This window comes from Enterobacter sp. RHBSTW-00318 (assembly GCF_014101375.1).
GTDB classification, from domain to species: Bacteria; Pseudomonadota; Gammaproteobacteria; order Enterobacterales; family Enterobacteriaceae; genus Enterobacter; species Enterobacter ludwigii.
Map to the genome: position 1 here is coordinate 1,718,920 of NZ_JABXQH010000001.1, position 21,095 is coordinate 1,740,014.

At 52.9% G+C, this 21,095-nt stretch carries 35 protein-coding genes, 1 tRNA gene and 2 pseudogenes; 29 read left to right on the forward strand and 9 right to left on the reverse strand.

The genetic code is table 11. From position 1 onward, the window contains the following. Window positions 1-20: 20 nt before the first annotated feature. Complete coding sequence (locus tag HV157_RS08665; RefSeq protein WP_182378488.1) at window positions 21-584, reverse strand: toxin YdaT family protein; 564 nt, start codon at window positions 582-584, stop codon at window positions 21-23. A 29-nt stretch (window positions 585-613) separates the two neighbouring features. After that, window positions 614-865, reverse strand: a complete 252-nt coding sequence (locus tag HV157_RS08670; RefSeq protein WP_001514164.1) for a helix-turn-helix domain-containing protein — start codon at window positions 863-865, stop codon at window positions 614-616. A 127-nt stretch (window positions 866-992) separates the two neighbouring features. Here HV157_RS08670 and HV157_RS08675 point away from each other — a divergent pair, with 127 nt between their 5' ends. From HV157_RS08675 to HV157_RS26250, 24 genes and pseudogenes are all read left to right on the forward strand, one after another. Next, window positions 993-1,685 carry a helix-turn-helix transcriptional regulator gene (locus HV157_RS08675; protein WP_126680762.1) on the forward strand — a complete coding sequence of 231 codons (693 nt, stop codon included), beginning with the start codon at window positions 993-995 and terminating at the stop codon, window positions 1,683-1,685. Between the two features lie 35 nt (window positions 1,686-1,720). Beyond that, window positions 1,721-2,197 carry a hypothetical protein gene (locus tag HV157_RS08680; RefSeq protein WP_063407876.1) on the forward strand — a complete coding sequence of 159 codons (477 nt, stop codon included), beginning with the start codon at window positions 1,721-1,723 and terminating at the stop codon, window positions 2,195-2,197. A 496-nt stretch (window positions 2,198-2,693) separates the two neighbouring features. Beyond that, window positions 2,694-2,906 carry a hypothetical protein gene (locus HV157_RS08685; RefSeq protein ID WP_182378490.1) on the forward strand — a complete coding sequence of 71 codons (213 nt, stop codon included), beginning with the start codon at window positions 2,694-2,696 and terminating at the stop codon, window positions 2,904-2,906. 69 nt (window positions 2,907-2,975) lie between these two features. After that, window positions 2,976-3,170, forward strand: coding sequence for a hypothetical protein (locus tag HV157_RS08690; protein ID WP_032655957.1), 195 nt, complete (start codon window positions 2,976-2,978; stop codon window positions 3,168-3,170). A 138-nt stretch (window positions 3,171-3,308) separates the two neighbouring features. After that, entirely contained in the window at window positions 3,309-3,584 is a 276-nt protein-coding gene (locus tag HV157_RS08695) for an antitoxin (RefSeq protein ID WP_223825982.1), read from the forward strand. Continuing rightward, on the forward strand, window positions 3,581-3,739 hold the full coding sequence (locus HV157_RS08700) for a hypothetical protein (RefSeq protein ID WP_182268272.1): 159 nt from the start codon (window positions 3,581-3,583) through the stop codon (window positions 3,737-3,739). Before HV157_RS08695 ends, HV157_RS08700 begins: the two co-directional genes overlap by 4 nt. Then, window positions 3,736-3,945: a cell division protein FtsZ gene (locus tag HV157_RS08705; protein ID WP_058106384.1), complete on the forward strand. Its 210-nt coding sequence runs from the start codon at window positions 3,736-3,738 to the stop codon at window positions 3,943-3,945. The genes HV157_RS08700 and HV157_RS08705 overlap by 4 nt, the downstream gene beginning before the upstream one ends. A gap of 7 nt (window positions 3,946-3,952) precedes the next feature. After that, a complete protein-coding gene (locus HV157_RS08710) occupies window positions 3,953-4,174 on the forward strand; it encodes a hypothetical protein (RefSeq protein WP_249420773.1) in 222 nt (73 codons plus the stop codon). 73 nt (window positions 4,175-4,247) lie between these two features. Next, window positions 4,248-4,532: a host nuclease inhibitor GamL gene (gene gamL / locus HV157_RS08715; protein ID WP_182268271.1), complete on the forward strand. Its 285-nt coding sequence runs from the start codon at window positions 4,248-4,250 to the stop codon at window positions 4,530-4,532. An 11-nt stretch (window positions 4,533-4,543) separates the two neighbouring features. Next, window positions 4,544-4,742 (forward strand): annotated as a pseudogene (locus HV157_RS08720) (hypothetical protein). Beyond that, window positions 4,739-5,047, forward strand: a complete 309-nt coding sequence (locus HV157_RS08725; RefSeq protein WP_182378492.1) for a hypothetical protein — start codon at window positions 4,739-4,741, stop codon at window positions 5,045-5,047. Before HV157_RS08720 ends, HV157_RS08725 begins: the two are co-directional and overlap by 4 nt. Next, window positions 5,044-5,667 (forward strand): lambda exonuclease family protein, encoded by a 624-nt coding sequence (locus HV157_RS08730; protein ID WP_182268270.1) that lies wholly within the window; start codon window positions 5,044-5,046, stop codon window positions 5,665-5,667. Before HV157_RS08725 ends, HV157_RS08730 begins: the two co-directional genes overlap by 4 nt. Beyond that, window positions 5,664-6,092, forward strand: a complete 429-nt coding sequence (locus HV157_RS08735; protein ID WP_182378494.1) for a regulator — start codon at window positions 5,664-5,666, stop codon at window positions 6,090-6,092. The genes HV157_RS08730 and HV157_RS08735 overlap by 4 nt, the downstream gene beginning before the upstream one ends. After that, a complete protein-coding gene (locus HV157_RS08740) occupies window positions 6,089-6,241 on the forward strand; it encodes a DUF1317 family protein (RefSeq protein WP_148748707.1) in 153 nt (50 codons plus the stop codon). The genes HV157_RS08735 and HV157_RS08740 overlap by 4 nt, the downstream gene beginning before the upstream one ends. Then, a complete protein-coding gene (locus HV157_RS08745; RefSeq protein WP_182268268.1) occupies window positions 6,238-6,765 on the forward strand; it encodes a hypothetical protein in 528 nt (175 codons plus the stop codon). Before HV157_RS08740 ends, HV157_RS08745 begins: the two co-directional genes overlap by 4 nt. Further along, on the forward strand, window positions 6,741-7,403 hold the full coding sequence (locus HV157_RS08750; RefSeq protein ID WP_182268267.1) for an MT-A70 family methyltransferase: 663 nt from the start codon (window positions 6,741-6,743) through the stop codon (window positions 7,401-7,403). The genes HV157_RS08745 and HV157_RS08750 overlap by 25 nt, the downstream gene beginning before the upstream one ends. Further along, window positions 7,400-7,615 carry a hypothetical protein gene (locus tag HV157_RS08755; RefSeq protein WP_182268266.1) on the forward strand — a complete coding sequence of 72 codons (216 nt, stop codon included), beginning with the start codon at window positions 7,400-7,402 and terminating at the stop codon, window positions 7,613-7,615. The genes HV157_RS08750 and HV157_RS08755 overlap by 4 nt, the downstream gene beginning before the upstream one ends. Further along, a complete protein-coding gene (locus tag HV157_RS08760) occupies window positions 7,615-7,911 on the forward strand; it encodes a DUF4406 domain-containing protein (RefSeq protein ID WP_047352291.1) in 297 nt (98 codons plus the stop codon). Before HV157_RS08755 ends, HV157_RS08760 begins: the two co-directional genes overlap by 1 nt. Continuing rightward, a complete protein-coding gene (locus HV157_RS08765; RefSeq protein WP_096216705.1) occupies window positions 7,908-8,099 on the forward strand; it encodes a DUF1382 family protein in 192 nt (63 codons plus the stop codon). The genes HV157_RS08760 and HV157_RS08765 overlap by 4 nt, the downstream gene beginning before the upstream one ends. 88 nt (window positions 8,100-8,187) lie before the next feature. Further along, complete coding sequence (locus tag HV157_RS08770; protein WP_182268265.1) at window positions 8,188-8,457, forward strand: hypothetical protein; 270 nt, start codon at window positions 8,188-8,190, stop codon at window positions 8,455-8,457. Between the two features lie 2 nt (window positions 8,458-8,459). After that, window positions 8,460-8,678, forward strand: coding sequence for a TraR/DksA family transcriptional regulator (locus HV157_RS08775; RefSeq protein WP_182268264.1), 219 nt, complete (start codon window positions 8,460-8,462; stop codon window positions 8,676-8,678). After that, window positions 8,678-8,863: a hypothetical protein gene (locus tag HV157_RS08780; RefSeq protein ID WP_160863170.1), complete on the forward strand. Its 186-nt coding sequence runs from the start codon at window positions 8,678-8,680 to the stop codon at window positions 8,861-8,863. The genes HV157_RS08775 and HV157_RS08780 overlap by 1 nt, the downstream gene beginning before the upstream one ends. A gap of 105 nt (window positions 8,864-8,968) precedes the next feature. After that, window positions 8,969-9,304: a helix-turn-helix domain-containing protein gene (locus HV157_RS08785; RefSeq protein ID WP_071882737.1), complete on the forward strand. Its 336-nt coding sequence runs from the start codon at window positions 8,969-8,971 to the stop codon at window positions 9,302-9,304. After that, window positions 9,187-10,344 carry a site-specific integrase gene (locus HV157_RS26250; RefSeq protein ID WP_234783191.1) on the forward strand — a complete coding sequence of 386 codons (1,158 nt, stop codon included), beginning with the start codon at window positions 9,187-9,189 and terminating at the stop codon, window positions 10,342-10,344. Before HV157_RS08785 ends, HV157_RS26250 begins: the two co-directional genes overlap by 118 nt. A gap of 15 nt (window positions 10,345-10,359) precedes the next feature. On the opposite strand, the gene HV157_RS08790 is transcribed toward HV157_RS26250, so the two are convergent. Then, window positions 10,360-10,436: transfer RNA gene (locus HV157_RS08790), tRNA-Arg, on the reverse strand. Window positions 10,437-10,714: 278 nt separating this feature from the next. Between HV157_RS08790 and HV157_RS08795 the strand changes: the two are divergent. The 3 genes and pseudogenes from HV157_RS08795 to fimZ all read left to right on the forward strand — a co-directional run bounded on the left by HV157_RS08795 (window position 10,715) and on the right by fimZ (window position 13,600). Next, a pseudogene (locus HV157_RS08795) lies at window positions 10,715-11,414 on the forward strand (EAL domain-containing protein). A gap of 24 nt (window positions 11,415-11,438) precedes the next feature. Next, window positions 11,439-12,155 carry a response regulator transcription factor gene (locus HV157_RS08800; protein WP_182268263.1) on the forward strand — a complete coding sequence of 239 codons (717 nt, stop codon included), beginning with the start codon at window positions 11,439-11,441 and terminating at the stop codon, window positions 12,153-12,155. Between the two features lie 812 nt (window positions 12,156-12,967). Next, window positions 12,968-13,600 carry a fimbria biosynthesis transcriptional regulator FimZ gene (gene fimZ, locus HV157_RS08805; protein ID WP_014168952.1) on the forward strand — a complete coding sequence of 211 codons (633 nt, stop codon included), beginning with the start codon at window positions 12,968-12,970 and terminating at the stop codon, window positions 13,598-13,600. Window positions 13,601-13,651: 51 nt separating this feature from the next. Here the strand turns inward: fimZ and sfmF are convergent, their stop codons facing one another. The 6 genes from sfmF to fimA all read right to left on the reverse strand — a co-directional run bounded on the left by sfmF (window position 13,652) and on the right by fimA (window position 19,665). Further along, the gene (gene sfmF, locus HV157_RS08810) at window positions 13,652-14,176 is read right to left on the reverse strand and encodes a fimbria assembly protein (RefSeq protein ID WP_032681530.1); all 525 of its coding nucleotides are present in this window, start codon (window positions 14,174-14,176) and stop codon (window positions 13,652-13,654) included. 9 nt (window positions 14,177-14,185) lie between these two features. Next, window positions 14,186-15,193, reverse strand: coding sequence for a type 1 fimbria D-mannose specific adhesin FimH (fimH, locus tag HV157_RS08815; RefSeq protein ID WP_020885154.1), 1,008 nt, complete (start codon window positions 15,191-15,193; stop codon window positions 14,186-14,188). Continuing rightward, window positions 15,186-17,747 carry a fimbrial biogenesis usher protein gene (locus HV157_RS08820; protein WP_182268262.1) on the reverse strand — a complete coding sequence of 854 codons (2,562 nt, stop codon included), beginning with the start codon at window positions 17,745-17,747 and terminating at the stop codon, window positions 15,186-15,188. The genes fimH and HV157_RS08820 overlap by 8 nt, the downstream gene beginning before the upstream one ends. Window positions 17,748-17,761: 14 nt before the next feature. Continuing rightward, window positions 17,762-18,454, reverse strand: a complete 693-nt coding sequence (gene fimC, locus HV157_RS08825; protein WP_020885156.1) for a type 1 fimbria chaperone FimC — start codon at window positions 18,452-18,454, stop codon at window positions 17,762-17,764. A gap of 34 nt (window positions 18,455-18,488) precedes the next feature. After that, the gene (fimI, locus tag HV157_RS08830; RefSeq protein WP_020885157.1) at window positions 18,489-19,034 is read right to left on the reverse strand and encodes a type 1 fimbrial protein subunit FimI; all 546 of its coding nucleotides are present in this window, start codon (window positions 19,032-19,034) and stop codon (window positions 18,489-18,491) included. 67 nt (window positions 19,035-19,101) lie between these two features. Continuing rightward, window positions 19,102-19,665, reverse strand: coding sequence for a type 1 fimbrial major subunit FimA (fimA, locus tag HV157_RS08835; protein ID WP_014168946.1), 564 nt, complete (start codon window positions 19,663-19,665; stop codon window positions 19,102-19,104). 310 nt (window positions 19,666-19,975) lie between these two features. Here fimA and folD point away from each other — a divergent pair, with 310 nt between their 5' ends. Further along, window positions 19,976-20,842: a bifunctional methylenetetrahydrofolate dehydrogenase/methenyltetrahydrofolate cyclohydrolase FolD gene (gene folD / locus HV157_RS08840; RefSeq protein ID WP_014168945.1), complete on the forward strand. Its 867-nt coding sequence runs from the start codon at window positions 19,976-19,978 to the stop codon at window positions 20,840-20,842. 1 nt (window position 20,843) lies between these two features. Further along, window positions 20,844-21,056 (forward strand): ribosome-associated protein YbcJ, encoded by a 213-nt coding sequence (ybcJ, locus tag HV157_RS08845; protein ID WP_014168944.1) that lies wholly within the window; start codon window positions 20,844-20,846, stop codon window positions 21,054-21,056. The last annotated feature ends 39 nt before the right edge of the window (window positions 21,057-21,095 follow it).

The window sequence follows — 21,095 nt, forward strand, 5'->3', positions numbered from 1 at the left end:
GCCGTTTTTGATACTTCCCATCACATAACCCCTAACATTGAAGTGACCATCGTCATCAGCGGCCCTACCTGCTCCGGCATGAGGCGGAACAGCGACGCTATACCCTCGCTCACCTCTTTCAGCTTCTGATGCTCTGGAACGCCGAGAAGAACAGCCTGCTTTGCTTCAGCGCACTCCTTCATGGCATCAGCAATCAACTCCTCTTTCGTTTTGCCGTTCACCAAGCCGAACCGGCGCGCGATCTGCTCGTTATCCCGCGTCATCACATCGATAATGACTGGAATCAGCAGCGCCAACCCCTTGTCGTTCTTCGGGCCAGGATCGTTAATCATCCGGAAGAAGTTCTGTTTTGTGTTGTGCTCTGAACCGGCCAGCAGTAACCCACGACCACCTCGTGCCAACCACTCTTTGGCTACCAGTTGCGAAATGTGGACCTGAGCCTGCCCTGGTGTTGCCTTCTGCCAGGCGCGAACAGCTTCGCGAATACGAGTTAGCTTACTGGTATTGCGCGGAACGCTTTGATTTATCGAAATCATCGGACTCGTCGTGAATCCATTATTCTCTTGATACGCAAGTGAATGCATTGCTTTCCCTTTCGTGGTTAGGGCCGCCGTTAAGCGGCATGGTTGTCAGGGTGTGGAAAGATGGACGGCAGGTCCGGGCGGAATTCATGAGCCTGGATTTCACCACCAACCGCTTTCACCAGTTCAGGAACGTGAACCGGGGAGATGCGTTTCTTTCCGTTAAGCCAGTCGCAGATAGTGGACTGGGCTTTACCGCAACGTTTTGCCAGCTCTTTCTGGCTGCCAGCGATGGCGATCGCTTTCTCTACTGCGGAGTTCTTCTCTACTGTTGGGGTCTTCATAATCACCTCAGCTATCAGTTTAAAGCGATTATGGTTATCACTTTAGCGAATGTCAATCGCATAGGCGATTTTTTGCTAAATAATCGCTTGAGCGATAGAGTTAAAGGAGTCATTAACAGAGGTGAATATGGGATTCTCGGAGCGCCTGGCGCAGGCAATGAAACATGCTGGATATACACAGGGCCGATTAGCCAAGGATGTCGGCATGGCTCAGTCCAGCGTCAATAAGCTACTCAAGGAAGCTAACGGCTCTCGTAAGACTGTTGAGATCGCCTCTGTACTGGGTGTGCGGCCGGAGTGGCTGTCTACTGGTGAAGGGGAAATGGCTTCAAGTAGCGCAAGAGAACCGTCTGCGCTATACCAGGTTAAGCCGTCAATGAATGGGATTTACCGCGTGGATGTACTCGACGTTAAAGCCAGCGCTGGGCCGGGCAGCATTGTCACCAGCGATTTCATTGAAACTATCCGAGCCATTGAATACACGACTGAGCAGGCGCGAGCCTTGTTCGGCAATCGTCCAGCTGCGCATGTCAAAGTGATCACAGTTAATGGTGACAGCATGGACGGCACTATTTCACCTGGTGATCAGATCTTCGTTGATACCGGTGTTACGCACTTTGATGGTGACGGTGTATACGTCTTCGTATTTGGGAAGACACTGCACGTTAAGCGCCTGCAGATGCAGCGAGACAGGCTGGCAGTAATATCCGATAACCCGATTTACGAAAAATGGTACGTCGAGCCTGAAGATGAGGACGTGTTCTACGTCATGGCTAAAGTACTGCTGAGACAGTCAGTCGATTATAAAAGATTCGCATAACAAAATTTACACAGTAATTACTCTGGGATGGGAAGATGAAAAAATTAGCAGCTGTAGTTATCGCCTCTGCATTGCTCAGCGCGTGTGCGCAACCACCTTATGCCCGTATTGCTTCTGATTACGATCAGAAGATGGCTGAGGCTAAAAAACATGATGCCGAGTTTGCCGAGAAGGTGAGAAATATCAATCTTGAAACAGCCGATGTCGGTGAAAAGCCTAAGAACTATAAAGAGCTGGTTCAGGCAACAATCAAGGATGCCTTAAAGGATCCTGATTCCGCGAAATTCAGCGACTTCTCTCCACTCCGCAAAGAGGTTATGGTTGAGAACAGGAACTTTGTTTACGGTTACTCAACGTGTGTTTTCGTGAACGCAAAAAATTCTTATGGCGGATACACAGGTAAGCAACTCTACTGGGCCTTTATCCGTAATGGACAGGTTCTTAGGTTTAAGAATACCAATGACGAGTACGGAGACTTGATCTTCGTAGGCAGGAAAGTTAACTGCAACTGATTAACCAACCGGCGAAAGCCGGTTTTTTTATACCTCCATCAACTACCTTCAATTCACTCCCATCAAACCGCCTTCAACATCACTTTTTTCTACTTCGTTTAAAAAAAATATCGCTTTAACATTCAATGAATTATCACTTTATCGATGATAAATATCGTTTTGGCGATTGACTGAAATAATCGCTTTAGCTATTGTTACCCCATCGAAACGAAACATCGACAGCTGAGCGAAGTTAGCCAGCGGCGGACAGCAAGTCGCCTGCTTTTTAACAACATACAAAGTCGGAACAGCACTCGGTAATCCTGTTTAGACCCCAACGTACAAATTCGGCGCAGCACCGGGCGCGATCCGGTCGGTGTGAGGCTACCCCCTCGCGAGAGCGATAAAGGCGTGGGAACGGGCAACACTGGCGGGATGAGAGGTGCGAAGCGCAAACAGATTTATTCCAGTCCATTCGAAGTTGAGTGGGCTGGGCTGAATCACAAGAGGATTTTTTATGACTCAGACATACATTCCGGCGTGTTTAAGAGACCTTCCTAAGAAGCGTCAGAAGCCACGCAAACAGGCGATTAAAGAAGCACAAGTTGAGGTTCTAAATAAGGCAATAGCATCGATCAAAGACGATATGCGTGCGTACAAAACAGAAGAGCATCGGCGCGGGTATTACCAGGCGATCAGCACACTCTCACAGATTCGTGATGAGTTGTAGCTCAGCAGTTTACAGCGGACTGATAAAGCATTTCTCCCGCATCAGCGGGTAACGACAGAGGGTAAGACGATGAAAAGCAGTTTATTAACAAGTGAGATTGAAAAAGATAAGGCTAATGAGATTAGCGAAATCATCTTCCAGGCATTGCAGGAAATCGATCCAGCAGAGTTTAAAGATGAGGACTCAGGTGGCCCAGAGCGGGCATCAGGCCTTGCCGATCAAATTTCAGAACGCCTTGTACTCAAGGGCGCATCTATCAACTAACCCGCTCCGGCGGGTTTTTTCATACCTCACCGTTCTCGATGAGTGCGGTTAGTTATGACAACCGGCGGCCATCCACCGCCCAATAGCGCAGAAGTCTTGTTTCAACGTTCAGAAGCCCAGCTTACGGGCGGAGTGATTATGCAAAAATTTATCGTTATCCAGCAGCACGCTTGGTCAAACGACCACGGTTACGGCATTGGTTATTCCTCAGATTTGGAAAGATTTGATAAGCGGGAAGTGGCAATTTCTCACGGATTTGAAGTAGCAGGTTGTGATGATTTCAATATCGGTGTTATCGCCGACGGCCGACTAGTGTCGCTCGACTGGATGGAAAAGCCAGTAGGCAACGGAAAAGGCGTTTCAGTTGAGAAGCTCCAGATTATCTCTGATGCCATTGGCTTGGAGGCATCATGACAGTCACCCACAACGGCAAGCAGTACACCGCCAAAAAGCTCAACGATAACGAGTGGCAGCTGACGTCCGTATCGGCACCGCGTGAAAAGCTGACGCTTAACCGCTGGCAGATGCACGTTGCTGGCATCCTGGAACAGGTTGAGGTGAAGGTATGATCAACCACTACGGCACTACCCCGCTCATTCGCCAGTGTGTCACGCCCGGCATGATGGCGATGCATGAAGGCCGAACCTATCGCGTCTCAGCAGTCATTCAGGAGCGCAAATGGGTGTACCTGCACACAGATGCAGAAATCATCCGCCTCAGTGACTGCGTGATTGACGTCCTTCTGGACGGTCACGGCAACCCTATCCTGCACTGAGGTGATTATGCAGAAGTTTGAATATTTCGTGATGGATGGCCGCGTTCAATACGACCCTGAACGATCCACAGTATTCGAAGCTTTGGGCCAAAAAGAACCATCTAAAAAGGCCATGAAACGAGATTGGGGCGATATGGGCGCATTTCTTGTGCGCGCTCAAGTCACCAGTGAAGACGCATCAGGCAATTCACAATGCGGTGATTTCGAAGTAGTCCGCGAAATCCAGTAATTCCCCACCCTATTCCACCGACCAGTCTGCAATGCGGACGGGCCGCGCACATTTCAAATTCAGGAATTCAGCCATGAACGCATACCTCACTTACGACCGCATCGAAGATCGGCGCTGGGCTGAACAGCAGCTCACCGACGAAAAGGAAAAATGGATCGGAGACAGGGCGCAGCAAATCATCGACATGATGCCAAAAGAGCCGTCCGGCCTCTTCCACTTCTCCGTACCGATTGACTCCAGTCCATACGAAGGGCTTCGCAGCGATAAAGCTGGCGAGGCCTACAACGATTTCATTTCGGCAGTTGCTTACGCCCAGGCGGAATACGACTGGGAACACCGTACCGGCTGCCCGTTTTAAGGATGCATGAAATGTCTGAATCTAAAACTCACTACCGAAAAGCTTTTGACTCCCCTTACCTGAGCAGCGCCGACATCGTTGAGCCAACGGTGCTGACGATCGCCCGCGCAACGTTAGAAAACGACAAAACAAAAAAATCCAAAGACGTTTTTAACACCGCTTATTTTGAAGAGCGCGAGCTGCGCCCTGGCGAAAAGCTTAAGCCGATGATTCTGAATGCCACGAACAGCAAGATGCTGAAAAGCATTACCGGATCCCCGTTCCTTGAGGATTGGGTAGGCGTGAAGGTTACTGTCTACGTCGATAAAAATGTCCGGTTAGGAAAGGAATCGGTTGAAGGCCTCCGCTTAAGCCCGGCGCGCGTCACAAAGCCGGTGCTTTCGCCGGATAAAACGCAGGCATGGAATAACGCCAAGGCCGCCTTCAAGCGCGACGGCAACCTTGATGCGGTGCTGGCGAGAATGGACATTTCTCCGGAGCATCGCCGCCAGCTTGAGCAGGAGTGTTCATCATGATCTGGCACGACGTCGAGCAAAACGGTGAAGAGTGGGACGCTCTTCGCCTGGGTAAGGCTACCGCTTCAAACTTCGGCTTGATCATGGCAAACGATGGGAAGGCTTTTGGCGACCCAGCCAAGCGTTACGCCCTACAGTTGGCTCTGGAGCAGATTAAGGGATGCAAGTCTGAGTTCGGCTTCTCAAACGAACACATGGAGCGCGGTCACGAACAGGAGCCAATTGCCCGCATGCTCTACGAAGAAATGAACTTCGTCGACGTGGATAACGGCGGGTTCTTTGATCACGAAACTTACGGTGACAGCCCAGACGGCCTCGTTGGCCAGGAAGGGCTCGTTGAGATTAAGTCGGTCATTGCCGCCACACACTACTCCACCCTAACCCGCGGATCCTTCGATCCGACATACAGATGGCAACTGGTCGGTCACCTTGATTGCTCCGGAAGGGATTGGGTGGACTTCATCAGCTACTGCTCAGACTTCCCTGACGGTAAGCAACTCATCGTCTATCGCCTTGAAGCTGCTGAATGTGAATCAGAAATAGCCCGGCTTCGCGCGCGCAGAAAAGACTTCCTCGAACTTGTTGCGGACACGAAGCGCCGCATTCTGGAGCTCGAATGAAACGCACACCCTTTTACCGCAGGCCCGGGCGAACCGGGCAATTCTCCGGCCTCCGTGAGCGCGTTATCTGGATGATTCAGACGCGCGGCCGCCCGGTAACGGGCAGCGAAATCGCCGAGAAATTTGGTGTAACGCTGATCGAGTTTAACCGGGTCGCCAACGGGATCACTCGCGGCTCCGGACAGATAGCGCAGATCGTTGAGTCAAAAAAATGGCTTAACGAGGACGGCATCTGCGACCGGACATTCGACCTGATCACGAAGCCAAAGGTCGTAACGCCGCAAGGTAAATCGCGCCTGTTCACCCGGCGCGCCATTGAGCAATCGCAAGAAGGTAGGCGGAAGGAGTGCATTCAACGTGCCGCACGCCGTAGTCGACTGATTGCTCAGGGCCTCTACATCGACGAAATGGAGTCCATCCTATGACTCACGCTCACGACGACATCAGGGTAGGCACTCTGTGCCTTCCCTTCATTGGTAACGGCTGGCTAATGCCATGGGGTGAAGTGGTCAGCAATCCATTAAAGGCGCAGAGACTCGTTGAGGAATATCGGGAAAGGCAGGAGGCGGCATGAGTGAAGAGTATGCCAGCGAGCTTGAGCTGGGAAAGTGCGGAGAATATTACGCAATTTTTAAGTTAGCCAAGCAGGGTTTTGTTTGTTTCCCATCAGACCAGGGTTTGCCATACGACATTGTGGTTGAAGCCAACGGTAGGCTCCTCAAGGGACAGGTTCGCTCGACGCTGAAAATGCGCGATTACGGCAAATCGAAAAGTGTTTACCGGTTCGGTACGAGAACGGGGAAAGGTTATGCCCGTGCCGCATCACTAAGGACATGTGACTTCTACGCATTCGTTGTCATCGATGAAGAGAAAATAGCATTCATGTCTACAGCGGAACTTACCAGCACAAAAAACCCTGGAACGCTTATTCAGACGATGGAGTTTCGATCTTCGAATGGCATTTACCCCGGGAGAATTTATTCCAACGGCACACAAAGGATGCTTGATTACTCACGGAATATTGAGAGCTACGAAGATTTCAACCGTGTCGTTTCTCTTATGGGAGGAAGAAGATGCCGAATCAAAAATACAGCTTAATCATGGCCGATCCTCCCTGGTCTTACGGAAACACCATCAGTAACGGGGCCGCTGCCGACCACTACTCCACCATGAAGTTAATCGACATCAAGCGCCTTCCGGTATGGGAACTTGCCGCCGAAAACGCGGTGCTGGCGATGTGGTACACCGGCACGCACAACCAAGAGGCCATCGAACTGGCCGAGGCCTGGGGCTTTACCGTTCGCACGATGAAGGGCTTTACCTGGGTGAAGCTGAATCAGAACGCGGAACTGCGCATCAACAAGGCGCTGGCCGAGGGTAAAGTCACCGACTTTTACGACTTTCTCGATCTGCTTAACGCCGAGACGCGCATGAACGGCGGCAACCACACAAGGGCCAATACCGAAGATCTGCTGATTGCTACCCGTGGCGCCGGGCTGGAGCGAAAGCACGCCGGGATTAAGCAGGTGGTATATAGCCCGCTCGGTGCGCACAGCGAAAAGCCGTGGGAAGTTCGCCACCGGCTGGAACTGCTTTACGGAGATGTGCCACGCATTGAACTGTTTAGCCGCAGCGCGGCCGCTGGATGGCACCACTGGGGAAATCAGTGCGCTACCGCCGCGGTAGAACTGCTGCCCGGCTGCGCCATCGATGTTGTGAAAACGGAGGCCGCATGACGCCAGAAACTGACAACGCCGTCCGCGCAGCCTGCCGCCGCTGCACCGAGGAAATCCAGCAGGCCATGCGCAAGAAGCCAAAGCCAAACCGGAACGAAACGGTGCCTCCCATCATCAACAAGCATCACAAGAAAATAGAAGCTCTGGGAGTTAGCCTCCTGGAGTTCGTCGTATACACAGGGCGGCTTAATCGCCGCTTCGGAGTTGAATAGTGAAAATATACATCGCTGGGCCAATGAGCGGCCTACCTAATTTTAACCGTGCCGCTTTTAACCATGCGCATTTTCATCTCTGGTCGAAAGGCCATATTGTTCTGAATCCCGCCCGTCTACCAGATGGATTAACCCAGGCCGAGTACATGGACATCTGTCTGTCTATGCTTCGCTGTGCTGATGCTATCTACATGCTTGAAGGCTGGGAGCACTCCGCTGGTGCCCGAGCGGAGAATGCGCTGGCCGAGAAGCTTGAAATGGAAATTATCTTCCAGGAAGAGGAGCGTGCCGCATGAACAGAGCCTCGCCCGTTGATTTGAGGAAGAGCCTCGAAATAGCCAACCACCTGGCGCACATCGGGATTCGTTTTGTGCCGATCCCGGTGGCGACCGAGGAAGAATTCCAGACGCTGGCCGCCGAGCTATCTCGACGGCTTGAGCAGATGGCAGTCGAAGCCGAGAAGAATGATGGCGGTGCAGCATGAATGCACTAATCACCCGGGAGCTTAAGGCTCCTTTTTTATTGCTTGCGTTCACCTTCAACCGAATTAACCGACAGTTCGCGGAGTGAATATGGAAGATTTTAAAGGCACTAAAGGTAATTGGTTATACAGCAAAGAGACCGGAACAATACGCGGTGATGGTGGCCTTCTCGCTGAGTTACTGATTAATGGCTCCGAAGACGATAACGGCGCGCTCATGGCCGCCGCACCGGAATTGCTGGAAGCGTTGCAGCTAACCGAAAAAGCAATGGCAGAAGGTCGAAACGTTACATACCCGGAATGGTACGGAGTAATCAACAAAGCCCGCTCGGCCATCAACAAAGCCCTCGGTAAGGAGTGACCATGGCCGACATCATCGACACAGCAGCAGAGATTGAAGAGCTTCAGCGTAACGCTGCACTTTCCGCTCATCTCATCGACCACAACGCAGTATCAGCAACGCATTGCTCCGATTGTGGCGAGGATATTCCAGACCTGCGCCGAATGAAGGTGCCGGGCTGCCAGCGCTGCGCGTCGTGCCAGCAGGATGAAGAATTAAGAATGAAGACGGGGAGGATGTGATGGGGAAAATGACGTTCGTCTTTGAATATGAGGACGGCAAAGAGCCGCCGGTTAGTGCTGGCATGGAATTTATGGGCGGGAAGATTGTTGCAGCAGCTTTTCGTGATGCTCTCGAAGAGCCAGAAGTATGTGATGAGATGGTGCCCGACCCTGAATGGCTGGAAAAAAGCCTCAGCCGGTTATGACACAACTGATAGCCAGTTATGAGCTGGCTATTGGGTGCGATAGCGCCACCTCGTGATCCCTTTTGCCCGGCCCTACGCCGGGTTCTTTTTGCCTGGAGGAAATGCATGGTTGAGGCAAAAACACTGACAGCCAGACAGGCGGCCGAGCTACTAATCACCTCACCGAGAACTGTCTACCGTCTTATCGACTCGGGGCAGCTGGCCGGGAAGAAGATCGGGAACAAATACCGCACAACCGACGTAGCCTGTATTGCGTATTTACATGACCCGCGCGATCCTGTTTCCGCGAGCGCGGGTGAACATAAAGGAGAAATTTTATGTCAATCACCCTCAGAGGCGGCGTCTGGCACTGTCATTTCGTTACGCCGTCAGGGAAAAGAATTAGACGATCTCTTGGTACGGGGGACAAGAAACAAGCGCAGGAGCTGCACGACAAGCTGAAGGCTGAAGCGTGGCGGGTTGATAAAATTGGGGAACTACCGACGAGGACGTTTGAGGAATGTTGCATCAGGTGGATCCGCGAGAAGGAGCATAAGCGGTCACTCGATGACGATAAGACCAAAATCGAATATTTCCTGCGGCATTTCTCCGGCCGGGATATTTCAACCATCACGGCTGAACAGGTTCATGAAGCTGTTTCGAAGATGGTCAACCGTAAGCATATTCAGGTCTGGGAGTCGCGCCGGGACGCGGCTATACGGCGGGGGAAGGAACCGCCTCCGTATGTTGAGAAGCCGGTAAGCCAGGCCACAAAGAGCCAGCACCTTTCGTTCATGCGATCTCTGTTCAAGGCTGCGGCAAATGACTGGGGCTGGATTAAAACGGCCCCGGTTATAAAAACCAAAAAGCCGATCAGCAAACGCATCCGATGGCTGACCAGGGACGAGGCAGAAAGGTTAATTGCCTGCATGCCGGAGTCGATAAAGCCGGTGGTGATATTTGCACTGGCAACCGGCCTGCGCCGCTCCAACATAATTGATCTGGAGTGGCAGCAGGTCGATATGCAGAGAAAGGTTGCATGGGTAAATCCGGAGAACGCGAAGGCGGGCAAGGCTATCGGCGTGGCTCTGAATGATACCGCATGCAGGGTATTAAGGGATCAGATCGGGAAAAGTTCCAGGTGGGTATTCGTTCACACGAAGCCATCAACGCGCCCGGATAAAACCGTCACTCCGGCTGTCCGAAAAATGCGAGTGGATGACAATGTCGCCTGGCGCATTGGACTGGAAAGAGCGGGTATAGAGGACTTCCGTTTTCACGACCTCCGGCATACCTGGGCGAGCTGGTTAATTCAGTCCGGCGTGCCGTTGTCCGTTCTGCAAGAAATGGGCGGCTGGGAGTCCATCGAAATGGTCCGTCGATACGCTCACCTGGCACCGAACCACTTAAGCGAACACGCACGGAAAATTGATGCCATTTTTGGCAACCATGACACAAATACGACACAAGGAGAAAATCAGGCTGGCTTGAAACTGGCGTAAGCGCCTGTTTTTAAATGGCACGCCCTGTAGGATTCGAACCTACGACCTACGGCTTAGAAGGCCGTTGCTCTATCCAACTGAGCTAAGGGCGCACTGAGAAGAGTGAACTTCGCGGTGGTGAAACGCCTGGAATTATACGGTCAATGACAGGTGAGTCAATGCCTTTTCGGCTTTCAGGGGCAATTACCGCTAGCCGATTGTAAATACGGCTGTTTTTTCAACATTCATCGCTTTTCCGTCGTAGAATTTCGCGCTGCGAAAAGGCTTAGTTGCATTTAAGTAACGCCTGCTGTTTTCCTGAGCGTCAGCTCGTCACACTAGTGTGAGGTATCCCGGCCGCCTGGAGGCTGACAGACAACAGGACCATGGAGTGACAGCGCAAAACCTGACCTATACGCCCCCCCGGTTACAGTACCTTTCTCAGGACATCGTCGGCATCAAACTTGAGCCCATCGTCGCCCTCTCCTCTTTACGCAGGGTCGGCGTGGAGGTCCTTAGCGTCCTGTCCAAAACGCAGCATAGCCGAAGCCTTTTTCCGCCATCAGTCTGCAGACTGGTCGATAACGCTACTTGAAGCACAGCTCACCGCGTTAAAAAATACCCCGCACTGTAATAATTTTTTCATTAATCTGCCGATAACCGTCCTGACAGAGCCGGACGCTTTTCAGCGGCTTAGCCGGATAAAATGTCCGCCGCTGAATATTGAACTTGTCGACCCCAGTGCTTTTTTAACGCTGTCAGCCGCGCAGAGGCAGGCCGTTACCCGGAGCCTGTTGCAGCTCATAAGACAAGGTCACGGTATCTGGCTGGATGACATTGATGAAACACTCATCCCGCCCTTTTTATCCTGCCAGTTACCGTTAAGCGGCGTAAAAATCGATAAGGATGCATTCTGGCGTTTACGCGCCACGCCCGCGCTACGGCAACTGGTGTCCCGGTGCTTTCAGCTTGCCGGGAAAGTGCTTATTGAAGGTATTGAGACTGAGCAGGATTGTACCTGGGCACTGCAGGCAGGCGCAGAACTCGGCCAGGGCTATTACTGGCCGTCCTGGACATGGCCGGAGGATTAAAAAGCCATTTCCAGGGGGGAGGCCATGCGAATGACAGTGCGCCGTTACCGGCGGCGGCGTACAGGAAGTGATGCACTGGGATTTACGCGCTCGCCTTTTGCTCCCCCCTTCTTCGACCGGCTCGAATTTTTGAGTCAGTCCATCAGCCAGCCCCGCAAAACAGACGCTCCGTTTATCATTCTGGTGACGGAGGATCATTTTCTGCGCACCGGTTTTCTCAACGGCCAATTTCCCCTGAGCAGCTGTTGCGACTATCCCACGCTGGAGGATGCGTTTAGCGCCCTGGCCCAGTGGCCTTCCGCCCGTCTGGTGGTGGATATTGAAAGCCGCTCCACTGCGCTGATCGACAAGCTGGATCAGCTCAGAAGGCATAGCCTCTATCCCCCTTTTCTGACGCCCTATCTGTTAGTCAGGGCGGATAATTACGATACTCGCCTGTTCTGCAAAGCGGCGGGCCCTTTTCACGTGCTCGAACGTCAACTGACGCCGTCTGCTTTCCAGCACAGCCTGATGGATACCAGCCCTCCCCAGGGCTGCGATAAAGACTGGTTCTCCCGCACCGAATGGCCTATTTTGCAGGAGTTATCGCGGGGGAAGACCCTTCGCCAGATAGCGTTGATGCAGAATCGCCCCTATAGCCGCATTATCTATCGTCTCAGCTGCGTTCTGTTGAAACTGGGTCTGACCCATCGCCAGGAACTGCTGCACCTTCTCAATAACCTCTCAGACTGCACCTTCTAACCCACTCACTAAGCCCTTATTTCCTAAAGACCTTTAGGAATTTACTTATCAATCATGTTGCTTAATTGTTAAATTTTAACAATAATTTCAATTTTATAACTATTCCTAATTTACGGGCTTAAACCATGTGAAATGTCACAGAATGAATAATCTGCAGCACTTTCCTCCGTGCGTTAAGTGTTTGATAACGGAGTTAATAAGACGATAATGATGTAAAAACAAGCGGCTCGGCGAGACTGCCTGGCAGTCAAAAGCGAAGTCTGTAGTATGTTCTGCTGTACGACAGGTGCCCTTTCCGGCGGCGACCCGATCACTTTCAAACGAAGGTCTGGTGCCCTCTGTGAACACTTTTTCGCCATCCGATCCCGCTTTCAGCCCCTGAAAACGGCCGTCGATTTGTTAACATTTGATCAACATACAGTGTGATATGTCATTTTTTGTTATTACATAAAGATCAAAAGATGTGGTAAATGGGATAACAGGATATTTAAGCTAATTTTAAAAAAATAGCTATTCGGATCCAGAAGATAATACAAAGTAATAAGCGAGGGGTAATTTACAGGGTTTTCGGAAAAAACTTACACGGTATAATAAGACGCGTATCAAATATGAATAAGAAAAACCTTTTTGCCAACACCAGCCAAATGAGATGACCGCGCTGAGGCATAGATTTCTTCACTACGTTAACAAGGATGCTTTCGCTCTTTCCAGGGAAATACTACGGTATAAGGATCTGCACATTTATCCTTCCGGCATTTCGAGAGTTTTAACCAAACTCGGCATAACGCTTTTAACAGTCTGAGGCATTAAAAATGAAACCGGCATCCGTTATCATTATGGACGAACACCCTATCGTCAGAATGTCGATAGAAGTCCTGCTACAGAAAAATAAAAACATCACAGTCAAACTCAAGTCTGGCGACAGCCATGAAGTCCTTGACTGTATCCGTAACCACCCTATCGATCTGGTGATCCTGGACATCGAACTTACGGGCACAGATGGCTTCGCTTTACTGAAGAGAATCAGAAACTTAAATAAAGACATCAAGGTCCTGTTCCTCTCTTCAAAATCCGAGTCTTTTTACGCGGGACGCGCCATTCGCGCCGGGGCAAATGGTTTTGTCAGTAAACGAAAAGATTTGGGCGAGATCTACAACGCCGTTGAAATGATCCTGATGGGCTATTCTTTTTTCCCGTCGGAAACGTTGAATTTTATAAACCATTTGGGTTCGGGGAAAGGGATGGTCGCGGATATGCCATTATCGAATCGTGAGGTGACGGTATTACGTTACCTGGCAAATGGTTTATCCAATAAGGAGATTGCAGAGCAGTTGCTATTAAGCAACAAAACCATCAGCGCACATAAATCCAATATTTATTCCAAGCTGGGTGTGCAAAGCATCGTTGAATTAATTGATTATGCCAAAGCACACGAACTGCTATAACCTGAATTCACTCCCTGCAGCTTATCCGAGCTGCAGGGAGTGCGGTCAGCGCTAATTATAATTAATCATGAAGGTGGCATCAGCATCAGCCCGTCCGGGCTGAGGGTTATCAGCAGTGGCAATATAATTGGCATAAAATGACAATGTCGCATTTCCCTGCGCATCAACCGCTACCGGCTGGCTGGCCTCCTGAAGTGCCAGACGCGTTTTATCCGCATCCCTGATCTCGACGGCAACGTTGCTTGCCGTACTGGCGTCATTGAGCGCCAGTAACCCGTTATTGCTTCCGTCGGCTTTACCCGAAAACGTGATGGACGCCGCACCAGGCGGACAGCCGGTCAGCTTCAGCGTAAACGGCATGGGCTGCGTGCGGCTTCCCGTGGTGCTGAGCTGTTTCGTGGGCCAGGTTCCCAGCGTGACGGTCTTGTCGCTATCGCTGCCCTCGGCCACACAGGTAAAATCAACAATGTTGCCGTACATCTGAATATTGATCTCCCCCAGCGCAGTGGCTGCCTGCGCGCTGGCGTGAAGCATCATCAGTGTCATTGCGGCGAAATGCCAGTTCCGGTTCCGCATCTCTTCCCCTTAATCGTAATCCACACGCAGATAACCCCGTGACGTGAAACGGCCTTCCGCAGGCTTATTCCCCGTCACGCTGACCGGCCAGACCCGGATCCCCACCTGCGCCTGCGCACTGTCGTCGAGCCGGAACGGAATTTTGCTGGTCAGGTTGTTGGGCGTTAGCGGGGTACCGCTTTCGTTGGCAATCACAAACCCCACATCGGGGTTATCCGACACCACCGCGTTGCTGGAGACCTTTTCTGCCTCAACGCGCATCGTCAGCATTGCGTTCGCTTCCACGTTGGTGCATTTGATGGCGATGGTTTTGCTTTGTGCGGTTACCCCCTCCGGTTTGTTACCCGCCCCGGCCTTGCTGAACAGGGAGGCACCGATATCGCCGAAGTCAAACTCCACGATATTCCCCGCATTGATGGCGCAGCTTTGCGGCACCTGGATGGTCCCGCTGTAGCTGATGGTGTAGACCGGCGAGGTTAACGGATCAGAAGAGGTAGTGGTGACATAGACGCGGAACATGGTCGCCCGCGGGATCACCACCATATTTATAAACCGTCGGGTCACTTTGAGGCGAAAGACGAGGCTGGAATCCTGAACGCCAAACGGTTTGTTTTTAGAGACGTTCGGGTGACTCCCCATCTGGATGTAACTTTTGGGCGGATAAAATACGCCAGCAAAGCTGTCCGTAATTTTCATTGCCCCATCCAGATAGTCGTTTAGCTTCAGGTACTGATAGCCATCACTCGTTCCCGTGACCGGGTAATCGGTAACATAACTACGTTTGGTCGTGTTCCCGGTGGTGCCCTTCGGGCAGACGGCATTCACCCCCACCCACTGCGATTTCTCGCTGAGCGTCACCACCTGTCCGATCTGGTTATTCGAACTGTTAAATTTATCCGTCAGGTCGTAATGCACCTCCGTAGGGACGCCCTTTTCATTCACACACACGGTGGCTAAGGCATTCCCCACGGGCAAAATAGAGAGAAGTGATAAAGCCAGGCAATGGATTTTACTCACAGCGAATCCCCTTAAGTGTGATTGCCTGTTGCAGGCTCTTTTCTGGCAAGCTGTAGTGCGCACGACACTGGGATTGCATCCCGTTGCCCCACTGGATCAGCAGTTCACCTTCCAGCGGCAGGCCGCTCAGGTAAATTTGTCCGTCATCGCCCACCATACTGGTGACGCCGCTCTGGGTTTCACGCACCACAGCACCGAATGGCACAGGCTGGTTGCCGCGCGTGACGGTCAGCAGGGCGCGCACGCCAATACGGGTATCAAAGCTGGCGCGCACCAGCGCCCCTTTTGTCGGCACCACGCTGCTCACGTTATTTTCGATATCGGTGTTATTGCTCATGGTGTTGGTATCCAGCGCCACGCGGTTATAGCGGTAGACGGTGGCATACGGCATCACCGCATAGCCACGCCAGTCGGTTTTCACACCGGTCTGGTTTTCCACGCTCACGCCCGATGCTCCCGGCGCTTTGATCAGAACGTTGGTATCGCCCAGCGGCTGGCTGAAGGTTACGCCATCCGCATGGCCGACCACGCCGCCGGAGAGCTGCCAGTTGAGATCGTGCTGGTCGCGTGCGTAGTTGTAGCCAACCCCCAGCGTGCCGTAGGTTGCCTGCCAGTTCGCGCTGGCGCTTCCGCTTGAGCCGTTATTGCTGGTGTGGCCCTGGGTCACGCTGTAGTTCAGGTTGCGATCTTCCATCAACGTCCCACTGACCCCGGTTTGCCAGCTTGTGTCGCCATCACTATTACGGCTGGCTGACGCCGTGGCATAAGCGCGGTCAATGGCGCTGTCCCGACGAAAACCCTGGCGGGTAAAGAGGCTGAACGGTACGGAGACGTTAAACGACGCGATTCGGTCCGTGCCGTCTATCCCGACGGATTTGTTCCATGACCAGGACACGGAGTAGTTGACGCCCTTCACGCCGCCCGCGTATCCCAGCTGATACCAGAGGTTGGACTCATCGGTGCCCCAGTACGTCTGTTCGCTACCGGAGATATAGACCGAGCCGTAATCCCCCAGCGACTGGGAAATATTGAGCTGGAAGCGCCCTTTTTTATTCCACGTCAGGTTGTGATAACTCTCCACATCCGGCACACCGTCATCATCCTGGTTGTCGGCATACTGGTAGCCTTCCATTGAACGCCACGCGACATCGTCCAGGGTGTAGAACCCTTTTGTGGAGTAGCGGTAGCCCAGCAGCTGGAAGTTGGTTCCGAATCCGTTAAGCGATTTTGCATAGAGGAAACGCAGCGACTGCCCTTCATGGCGGCTGTCATCCGCAAGCTGGCTGCGGGCATGGGTAATATCGAGCGACACCGCCCCCCAGTCACCGAGGTTTTTCCCGGCCCCGATGGCCACCGCGGTATAACGTGACGCGAGTTGGGTACCGCCGTACAGCGTGTAGCCGTCGCCAAGCCCGGTAATCAACGTACCCTGCGTGAAGAATGGCGTATCCTGTTCGCTGTTGCCGCTGCGGTAATCCCCGGCCACCAGGTCATACTTCCAGCGCCCTTCGCGCTGCAGGAGGGGCACGGTGGAATACGGCACGGTATAGCGCTGCTGGCTGCCATCCTTCTCTTCAACCGTCACCTCAAGGTCACCGCTTGACGAGGTTGGGTTAAGATCGGTGATGGCAAAGGCGCCAGGCTGTACATAGCTTTGATAGATAACGTAGCCGTTTTGTCGAACGACCACTTTGGCGGGCGTCCGGGCGATGCCGCGAACGGTTGGTGCGTAGCCCTGCAGGCTGTCCGGGTACATGCTGTCAGACGAGAAGAGCCGCCCGCCGCGAAAACCCACGCTGTCGAAAACGTCATTACCGGTATTGCTGTCGCCCAGCACCAGCTCGCTTTTCAGCGGGATCACGGTGCGCTGCGCCCAGGTGCCAATATTCTGCCAGTTGCTGTGCCGCTGCCCGTTATTCTGCGTGTAACGCCATGCGCCATTATTGCGTAAACGCCACGCGCCATAGTTCAGCCCGCTCTGCAGGTTCAGATAATAGCTGTCGTCCTCGCTCCCGCGGTTGCCGGTAAAGCTGTAGTTCACCAGCGCGGCAGGGATCCCTTCATCCCATTGATCGGGCGGAATGTAGCCGCGTGCGCTGTTCTGCATCGCCACCTGTGGCAGGCTGATATTCAGGCGCAGCGAGGCGAAGTTGAACGCGATCTCACTGCCGGGAATAGCCTTCGCCAGGGGTATACAGGTCTCCCCTTTCACGTTAACCAGCTCAGGAAAGGCTGCGATATTGACGCCAAAACGCTCCAGCATCACGCGCGTAATGCACGGCGACAACCCACCGGCAACCGGCGGTGTATTGTCGGCCTGCTCGAAGCGCACATCCTGCGTCGCGATAAACTCATCGTTACGCCAGATATCCACGCGATAAACGCCAGGCGCCTGCTGGTGACCTTGTTCAAAACGCGATAAATCCGCCACGTTGGCGGTGTCATCGGACAAGAAGGCCGGGTTAAAGTAGCTTTCGCTCCAGCCAGCCTGTGGCCAGAGCGCTGCCATCAGCGCCAGTGCGACCGGGCAGTAACGTCCCTGGTGATTATTCATCGCGCTGACTCTGCTCACAGGTTGACGCTACGCGCCGGCGTAATGGCACCGTAGTCATTCACGCTCTGCCAGGAGAGCGTACCGCTTGCGGCGGCTGGCAGTACCTGCTGCGCCGAGTTTTTAGGCGCAACCATCAGGTTATCCAGCGTCTGTCCGCCCAGCTTCATATTGACCAGCGTGATGTAATACGGCGAAGCGTTACTGACTTTGAGGTGGTTGCCGACGCGCTCAAAACGCAGCTGCGAGAGCGCCTCTTCCGGCTGCATCGGCAAATTTGTCGGGCGGACAAACAGCTTGATCCGCGACAGGATGGCCAGCTGCAGCACGTTATTGTTTTCCGTTTTCGCTTTGTTCACGGACGGGATCGCTTTCACGTTCATGTAGAAGAGCGATTCACGATCGGCAGGCAGCGCGGGCCCGGCATAAATAATGCGCAGCGTGTTTTCGCTGTCCGGCTCGCTGACAAACAGCGGCGGGGTCACGGCAAAGGTTTTTTCTTTTTGCCCGTTCGCATTTTCGATCCACGCGTTGATTAAATAGCGCTCTTGTTTATTGCTGTTGGTGATCGCCAGCGAAGTTTGCTTTGCATCTGCCGGATAAATAACGCGGGTGGCCCCCAGCGCAATACCGCCGGAAGCATTTGCGCATGCAGAAACCATCATTAAAATTAACGATAAAAACAGTCCTGGTTTAATTAGGGTATTCATCACAACCGTACCTTTAATAATGTGTTCGCAGGTGTTATGGATAAATCAACGTAAACCAGACATCCGACTGAATATTGCCTGGCACGAGGTGTTCGGAAATAGCCCGATAGCGGGCGCTAAAATGAAACGCAAGCTCACTGGTATTCACCGGCAACCAGCTGACGGCCGTTGCGTTCGGGATAATCTGACGTTGTTGTTCGTCAAAAAGAGCCAGCCCCACGCCGCTGCTTATCGGTGATTCACCTGGCCGCGATGTCGCCAGAAAAACCTGCGGATCTTCTGCTGGCGTAACGCCCTGAAACTGGATCCCCACGGTGCGCGAGACATCCACGCTGCAATCCAGCAGCCGCACGGTGAAGGGCACATTGACCGTGGAAAAACTGCCCACACCGGAAAATGAATTGGTTCGGTACTGCCCCATTTCGATGCGCATGTTCTGGCTGTCGGGTGCCACGGCGCAGCCGCCGTTCACCAGCTCACCTCTGAGATGAACTTTGCCGCCGTCGATTACCACGGTATGTGCTGAGGCCTGGCAGGCCATCGCAAGGGTTAACAGCAGTAGTGTTCCGGTCCTTGTCATCCTTCGTTCCTGGCCTTTGCGTATGACGGCCTCTTCCCTGAGGCCTGAACATCCCTGTGCGGAGGAATTACTCGTATTTCATTACGAAAGTGGCGTCAGCGTTTGCCTGGCCTGGCTCGGTGGTCGCAGCCGTTGATTTGTAACGCGCGGTGAAGTTCAGGGTGTTAGTCCCTTCGATCAGGTTCTGCGCGGCAGAGAAGGTTGAACCATCTGGAGTCAGGGTGGTGGATTTGCTGTCGAGGATCTCGATGCCCACGCCCTTCGCGGAGTTGTCGTTGTTACCAGAGGTTACCGCCAGCAGGGTTTTGTCGGTCGCGTCGATCTGACCAGTGAACGCAACTGCGGCTGTTTTCGCAACCAGCGGGTCACAATCATTCAGTTCAATGGTGAACGGAATATTAGAGGTGGTGTCACCCACTTTCGTGAACTTCGCGGTACGGTATTGGCCCAGGTTAACCGTCTGCTCGGAAGAATCAGTATTTACTGAACATGCAGCATTAACCAGTTCACCTTTAAAGTGTACGGTACCGCCATTTACGGTAACCGGTGTGGCTGGATCTGCTGCATTTGCGGCACCCGCAACCAGGGCCAGAGTAGCAATAACAGTAGAAGCAATGTTGCTGAGTTTCATGTCTATTCCTTTAAAATGTAAATAACCCTTCCCGCGAATAATCGGGAATAAGAAATACGTTCAATTGATTAATTGAAAGCTTATTTCGGAGGAGACAAAGTAGCTCATGAATGTATTTTAAAATATGTCAAAACGCTGTCATTTCGCCAGGTCACATCCTAATCCTGCCTAAGAAATTGACCATCCCCTCAGAAGGGTTTTTACGGCCTCCTGATGAAAACTCGCAAAGGGTGACTGACAGCGGCGCTCGCTTCTGACAAAATACAGGCAATCCCCCCTTTCAAACGTTACAGACGGAATCTTCTCTCTGATGGCAGCAAAGATTATTGACGGTAAAACGATTGCGCAGCAGGTGCGCTCTGAGGTCGCGGAAAAAGTGAAGGCGCGTAAAGCTGCCGGAAAACGCGCCCCCGGGCTGGCCGTTGTGCTGGTCGGCAGCAACCCGGCATCGCAGATTTATGTCGGCAGCAAACGCAAAGCGTGTGAAGAGGTGGGGTTCGTCTCCCGCTCTTACGATTTGCCGGAAACCACCAGCGAAGCAGAACTGCTGGAACTTATTGATACCCTGAATGCCGACAACGCGATCGACGGTATTCTGGTTCAACTGCCGCTGCCAGCCGGCATCGACAACGTGAAGGTGCTGGAACGTATCGCCCCCGACAAAGACGTTGATGGTTTCCACCCGTACAACGTGGGCCGTCTGTGCCAGCGCGCCCCGCGTCTGCGTCCATGCACGCCGCGCGGTATCGTTACGCTGCTGGAGCGTTATAACATCGATACCTACGGTCTGAACGCCGTGGTCATTGGCGCATCAAACATTGTTGGCCGTCCGATGAGCATGGAGCTGCTGCTCGCTGGCTGCACCACCACCGTGACCCACCGCTTCACCAAAAATCTGCGTCATCACGTAGAAAACGCCGATCTGCTGATCGTGGCGGTCGGGAAGCCGGGCTTTATTCCGGGTGAATGGATTAAAGAAGGCGCGATCGTTGTGGACGTCGGTATTAACCGTCTGGAAAACGGGAAAGTGGTCGGTGACGTGGTTTACGAAGATGCTGCGGCTCGCGCCTCTTACATTACTCCTGTACCGGGCGGCGTAGGCCCGATGACCGTTGCCACACTGATTCAGAATACTTTGCAGGCATGCGAAGAGTACCACGACGTAGAGGACGCGTAAGATGGCCACATTTTCATTAGGTAAACACCCGCACGTTGAGCTGTGCGATCTGCTGAAGCTGGAAGGCTGGACCGAAAGCGGCGCACAGGCCAAAATCGCCATTGCCGACGGGCTTGTTAAGGTGGACGGCGCAGTGGAAACCCGCAAGCGCTGCAAAATTGTCGCGGGTCAGACCGTGAGCTTTGAAGGGCAAACCGTGACGGTGACCGCCTGATGCTCTCCCCCTCTCCCGTCGGGAGAGGGAACCCACATT

Excerpts from the sequence above, each read along its gene's own strand:
- HV157_RS08665 (WP_182378488.1), bottom strand. The coding sequence starts at position 584 with ATGCATTCACTTGCGTATCAAGAGAATAATGGATTCACGACGAGTCCG.
- HV157_RS08670 (WP_001514164.1), bottom strand. The coding sequence starts at position 865 with ATGAAGACCCCAACAGTAGAGAAGAACTCCGCAGTAGAGAAAGCGATC.
- HV157_RS08675 (WP_126680762.1), top strand. The coding sequence starts at position 993 with ATGGGATTCTCGGAGCGCCTGGCGCAGGCAATGAAACATGCTGGATAT.
- HV157_RS08680 (WP_063407876.1), top strand. The coding sequence starts at position 1,721 with ATGAAAAAATTAGCAGCTGTAGTTATCGCCTCTGCATTGCTCAGCGCG.
- HV157_RS08685 (WP_182378490.1), top strand. The coding sequence starts at position 2,694 with ATGACTCAGACATACATTCCGGCGTGTTTAAGAGACCTTCCTAAGAAG.
- HV157_RS08690 (WP_032655957.1), top strand. The coding sequence starts at position 2,976 with ATGAAAAGCAGTTTATTAACAAGTGAGATTGAAAAAGATAAGGCTAAT.
- HV157_RS08695 (WP_223825982.1), top strand. The coding sequence starts at position 3,309 with ATGCAAAAATTTATCGTTATCCAGCAGCACGCTTGGTCAAACGACCAC.
- HV157_RS08700 (WP_182268272.1), top strand. The coding sequence starts at position 3,581 with ATGACAGTCACCCACAACGGCAAGCAGTACACCGCCAAAAAGCTCAAC.
- HV157_RS08705 (WP_058106384.1), top strand. The coding sequence starts at position 3,736 with ATGATCAACCACTACGGCACTACCCCGCTCATTCGCCAGTGTGTCACG.
- HV157_RS08710 (WP_249420773.1), top strand. The coding sequence starts at position 3,953 with ATGCAGAAGTTTGAATATTTCGTGATGGATGGCCGCGTTCAATACGAC.
- gamL (WP_182268271.1), top strand. The coding sequence starts at position 4,248 with ATGAACGCATACCTCACTTACGACCGCATCGAAGATCGGCGCTGGGCT.
- HV157_RS08725 (WP_182378492.1), top strand. The coding sequence starts at position 4,739 with ATGATTCTGAATGCCACGAACAGCAAGATGCTGAAAAGCATTACCGGA.
- HV157_RS08730 (WP_182268270.1), top strand. The coding sequence starts at position 5,044 with ATGATCTGGCACGACGTCGAGCAAAACGGTGAAGAGTGGGACGCTCTT.
- HV157_RS08735 (WP_182378494.1), top strand. The coding sequence starts at position 5,664 with ATGAAACGCACACCCTTTTACCGCAGGCCCGGGCGAACCGGGCAATTC.
- HV157_RS08740 (WP_148748707.1), top strand. The coding sequence starts at position 6,089 with ATGACTCACGCTCACGACGACATCAGGGTAGGCACTCTGTGCCTTCCC.
- HV157_RS08745 (WP_182268268.1), top strand. The coding sequence starts at position 6,238 with ATGAGTGAAGAGTATGCCAGCGAGCTTGAGCTGGGAAAGTGCGGAGAA.
- HV157_RS08750 (WP_182268267.1), top strand. The coding sequence starts at position 6,741 with ATGCCGAATCAAAAATACAGCTTAATCATGGCCGATCCTCCCTGGTCT.
- HV157_RS08755 (WP_182268266.1), top strand. The coding sequence starts at position 7,400 with ATGACGCCAGAAACTGACAACGCCGTCCGCGCAGCCTGCCGCCGCTGC.
- HV157_RS08765 (WP_096216705.1), top strand. The coding sequence starts at position 7,908 with ATGAACAGAGCCTCGCCCGTTGATTTGAGGAAGAGCCTCGAAATAGCC.
- HV157_RS08770 (WP_182268265.1), top strand. The coding sequence starts at position 8,188 with ATGGAAGATTTTAAAGGCACTAAAGGTAATTGGTTATACAGCAAAGAG.
- HV157_RS08775 (WP_182268264.1), top strand. The coding sequence starts at position 8,460 with ATGGCCGACATCATCGACACAGCAGCAGAGATTGAAGAGCTTCAGCGT.
- HV157_RS08780 (WP_160863170.1), top strand. The coding sequence starts at position 8,678 with ATGGGGAAAATGACGTTCGTCTTTGAATATGAGGACGGCAAAGAGCCG.
- HV157_RS08785 (WP_071882737.1), top strand. The coding sequence starts at position 8,969 with ATGGTTGAGGCAAAAACACTGACAGCCAGACAGGCGGCCGAGCTACTA.
- HV157_RS08800 (WP_182268263.1), top strand. The coding sequence starts at position 11,439 with ATGCGAATGACAGTGCGCCGTTACCGGCGGCGGCGTACAGGAAGTGAT.
- fimZ (WP_014168952.1), top strand. The coding sequence starts at position 12,968 with ATGAAACCGGCATCCGTTATCATTATGGACGAACACCCTATCGTCAGA.
- sfmF (WP_032681530.1), bottom strand. The coding sequence starts at position 14,176 with ATGCGGAACCGGAACTGGCATTTCGCCGCAATGACACTGATGATGCTT.
- HV157_RS08820 (WP_182268262.1), bottom strand. The coding sequence starts at position 17,747 with ATGAATAATCACCAGGGACGTTACTGCCCGGTCGCACTGGCGCTGATG.
- fimC (WP_020885156.1), bottom strand. The coding sequence starts at position 18,454 with ATGAATACCCTAATTAAACCAGGACTGTTTTTATCGTTAATTTTAATG.
- fimI (WP_020885157.1), bottom strand. The coding sequence starts at position 19,034 with ATGACAAGGACCGGAACACTACTGCTGTTAACCCTTGCGATGGCCTGC.
- fimA (WP_014168946.1), bottom strand. The coding sequence starts at position 19,665 with ATGAAACTCAGCAACATTGCTTCTACTGTTATTGCTACTCTGGCCCTG.
- folD (WP_014168945.1), top strand. The coding sequence starts at position 19,976 with ATGGCAGCAAAGATTATTGACGGTAAAACGATTGCGCAGCAGGTGCGC.
- ybcJ (WP_014168944.1), top strand. The coding sequence starts at position 20,844 with ATGGCCACATTTTCATTAGGTAAACACCCGCACGTTGAGCTGTGCGAT.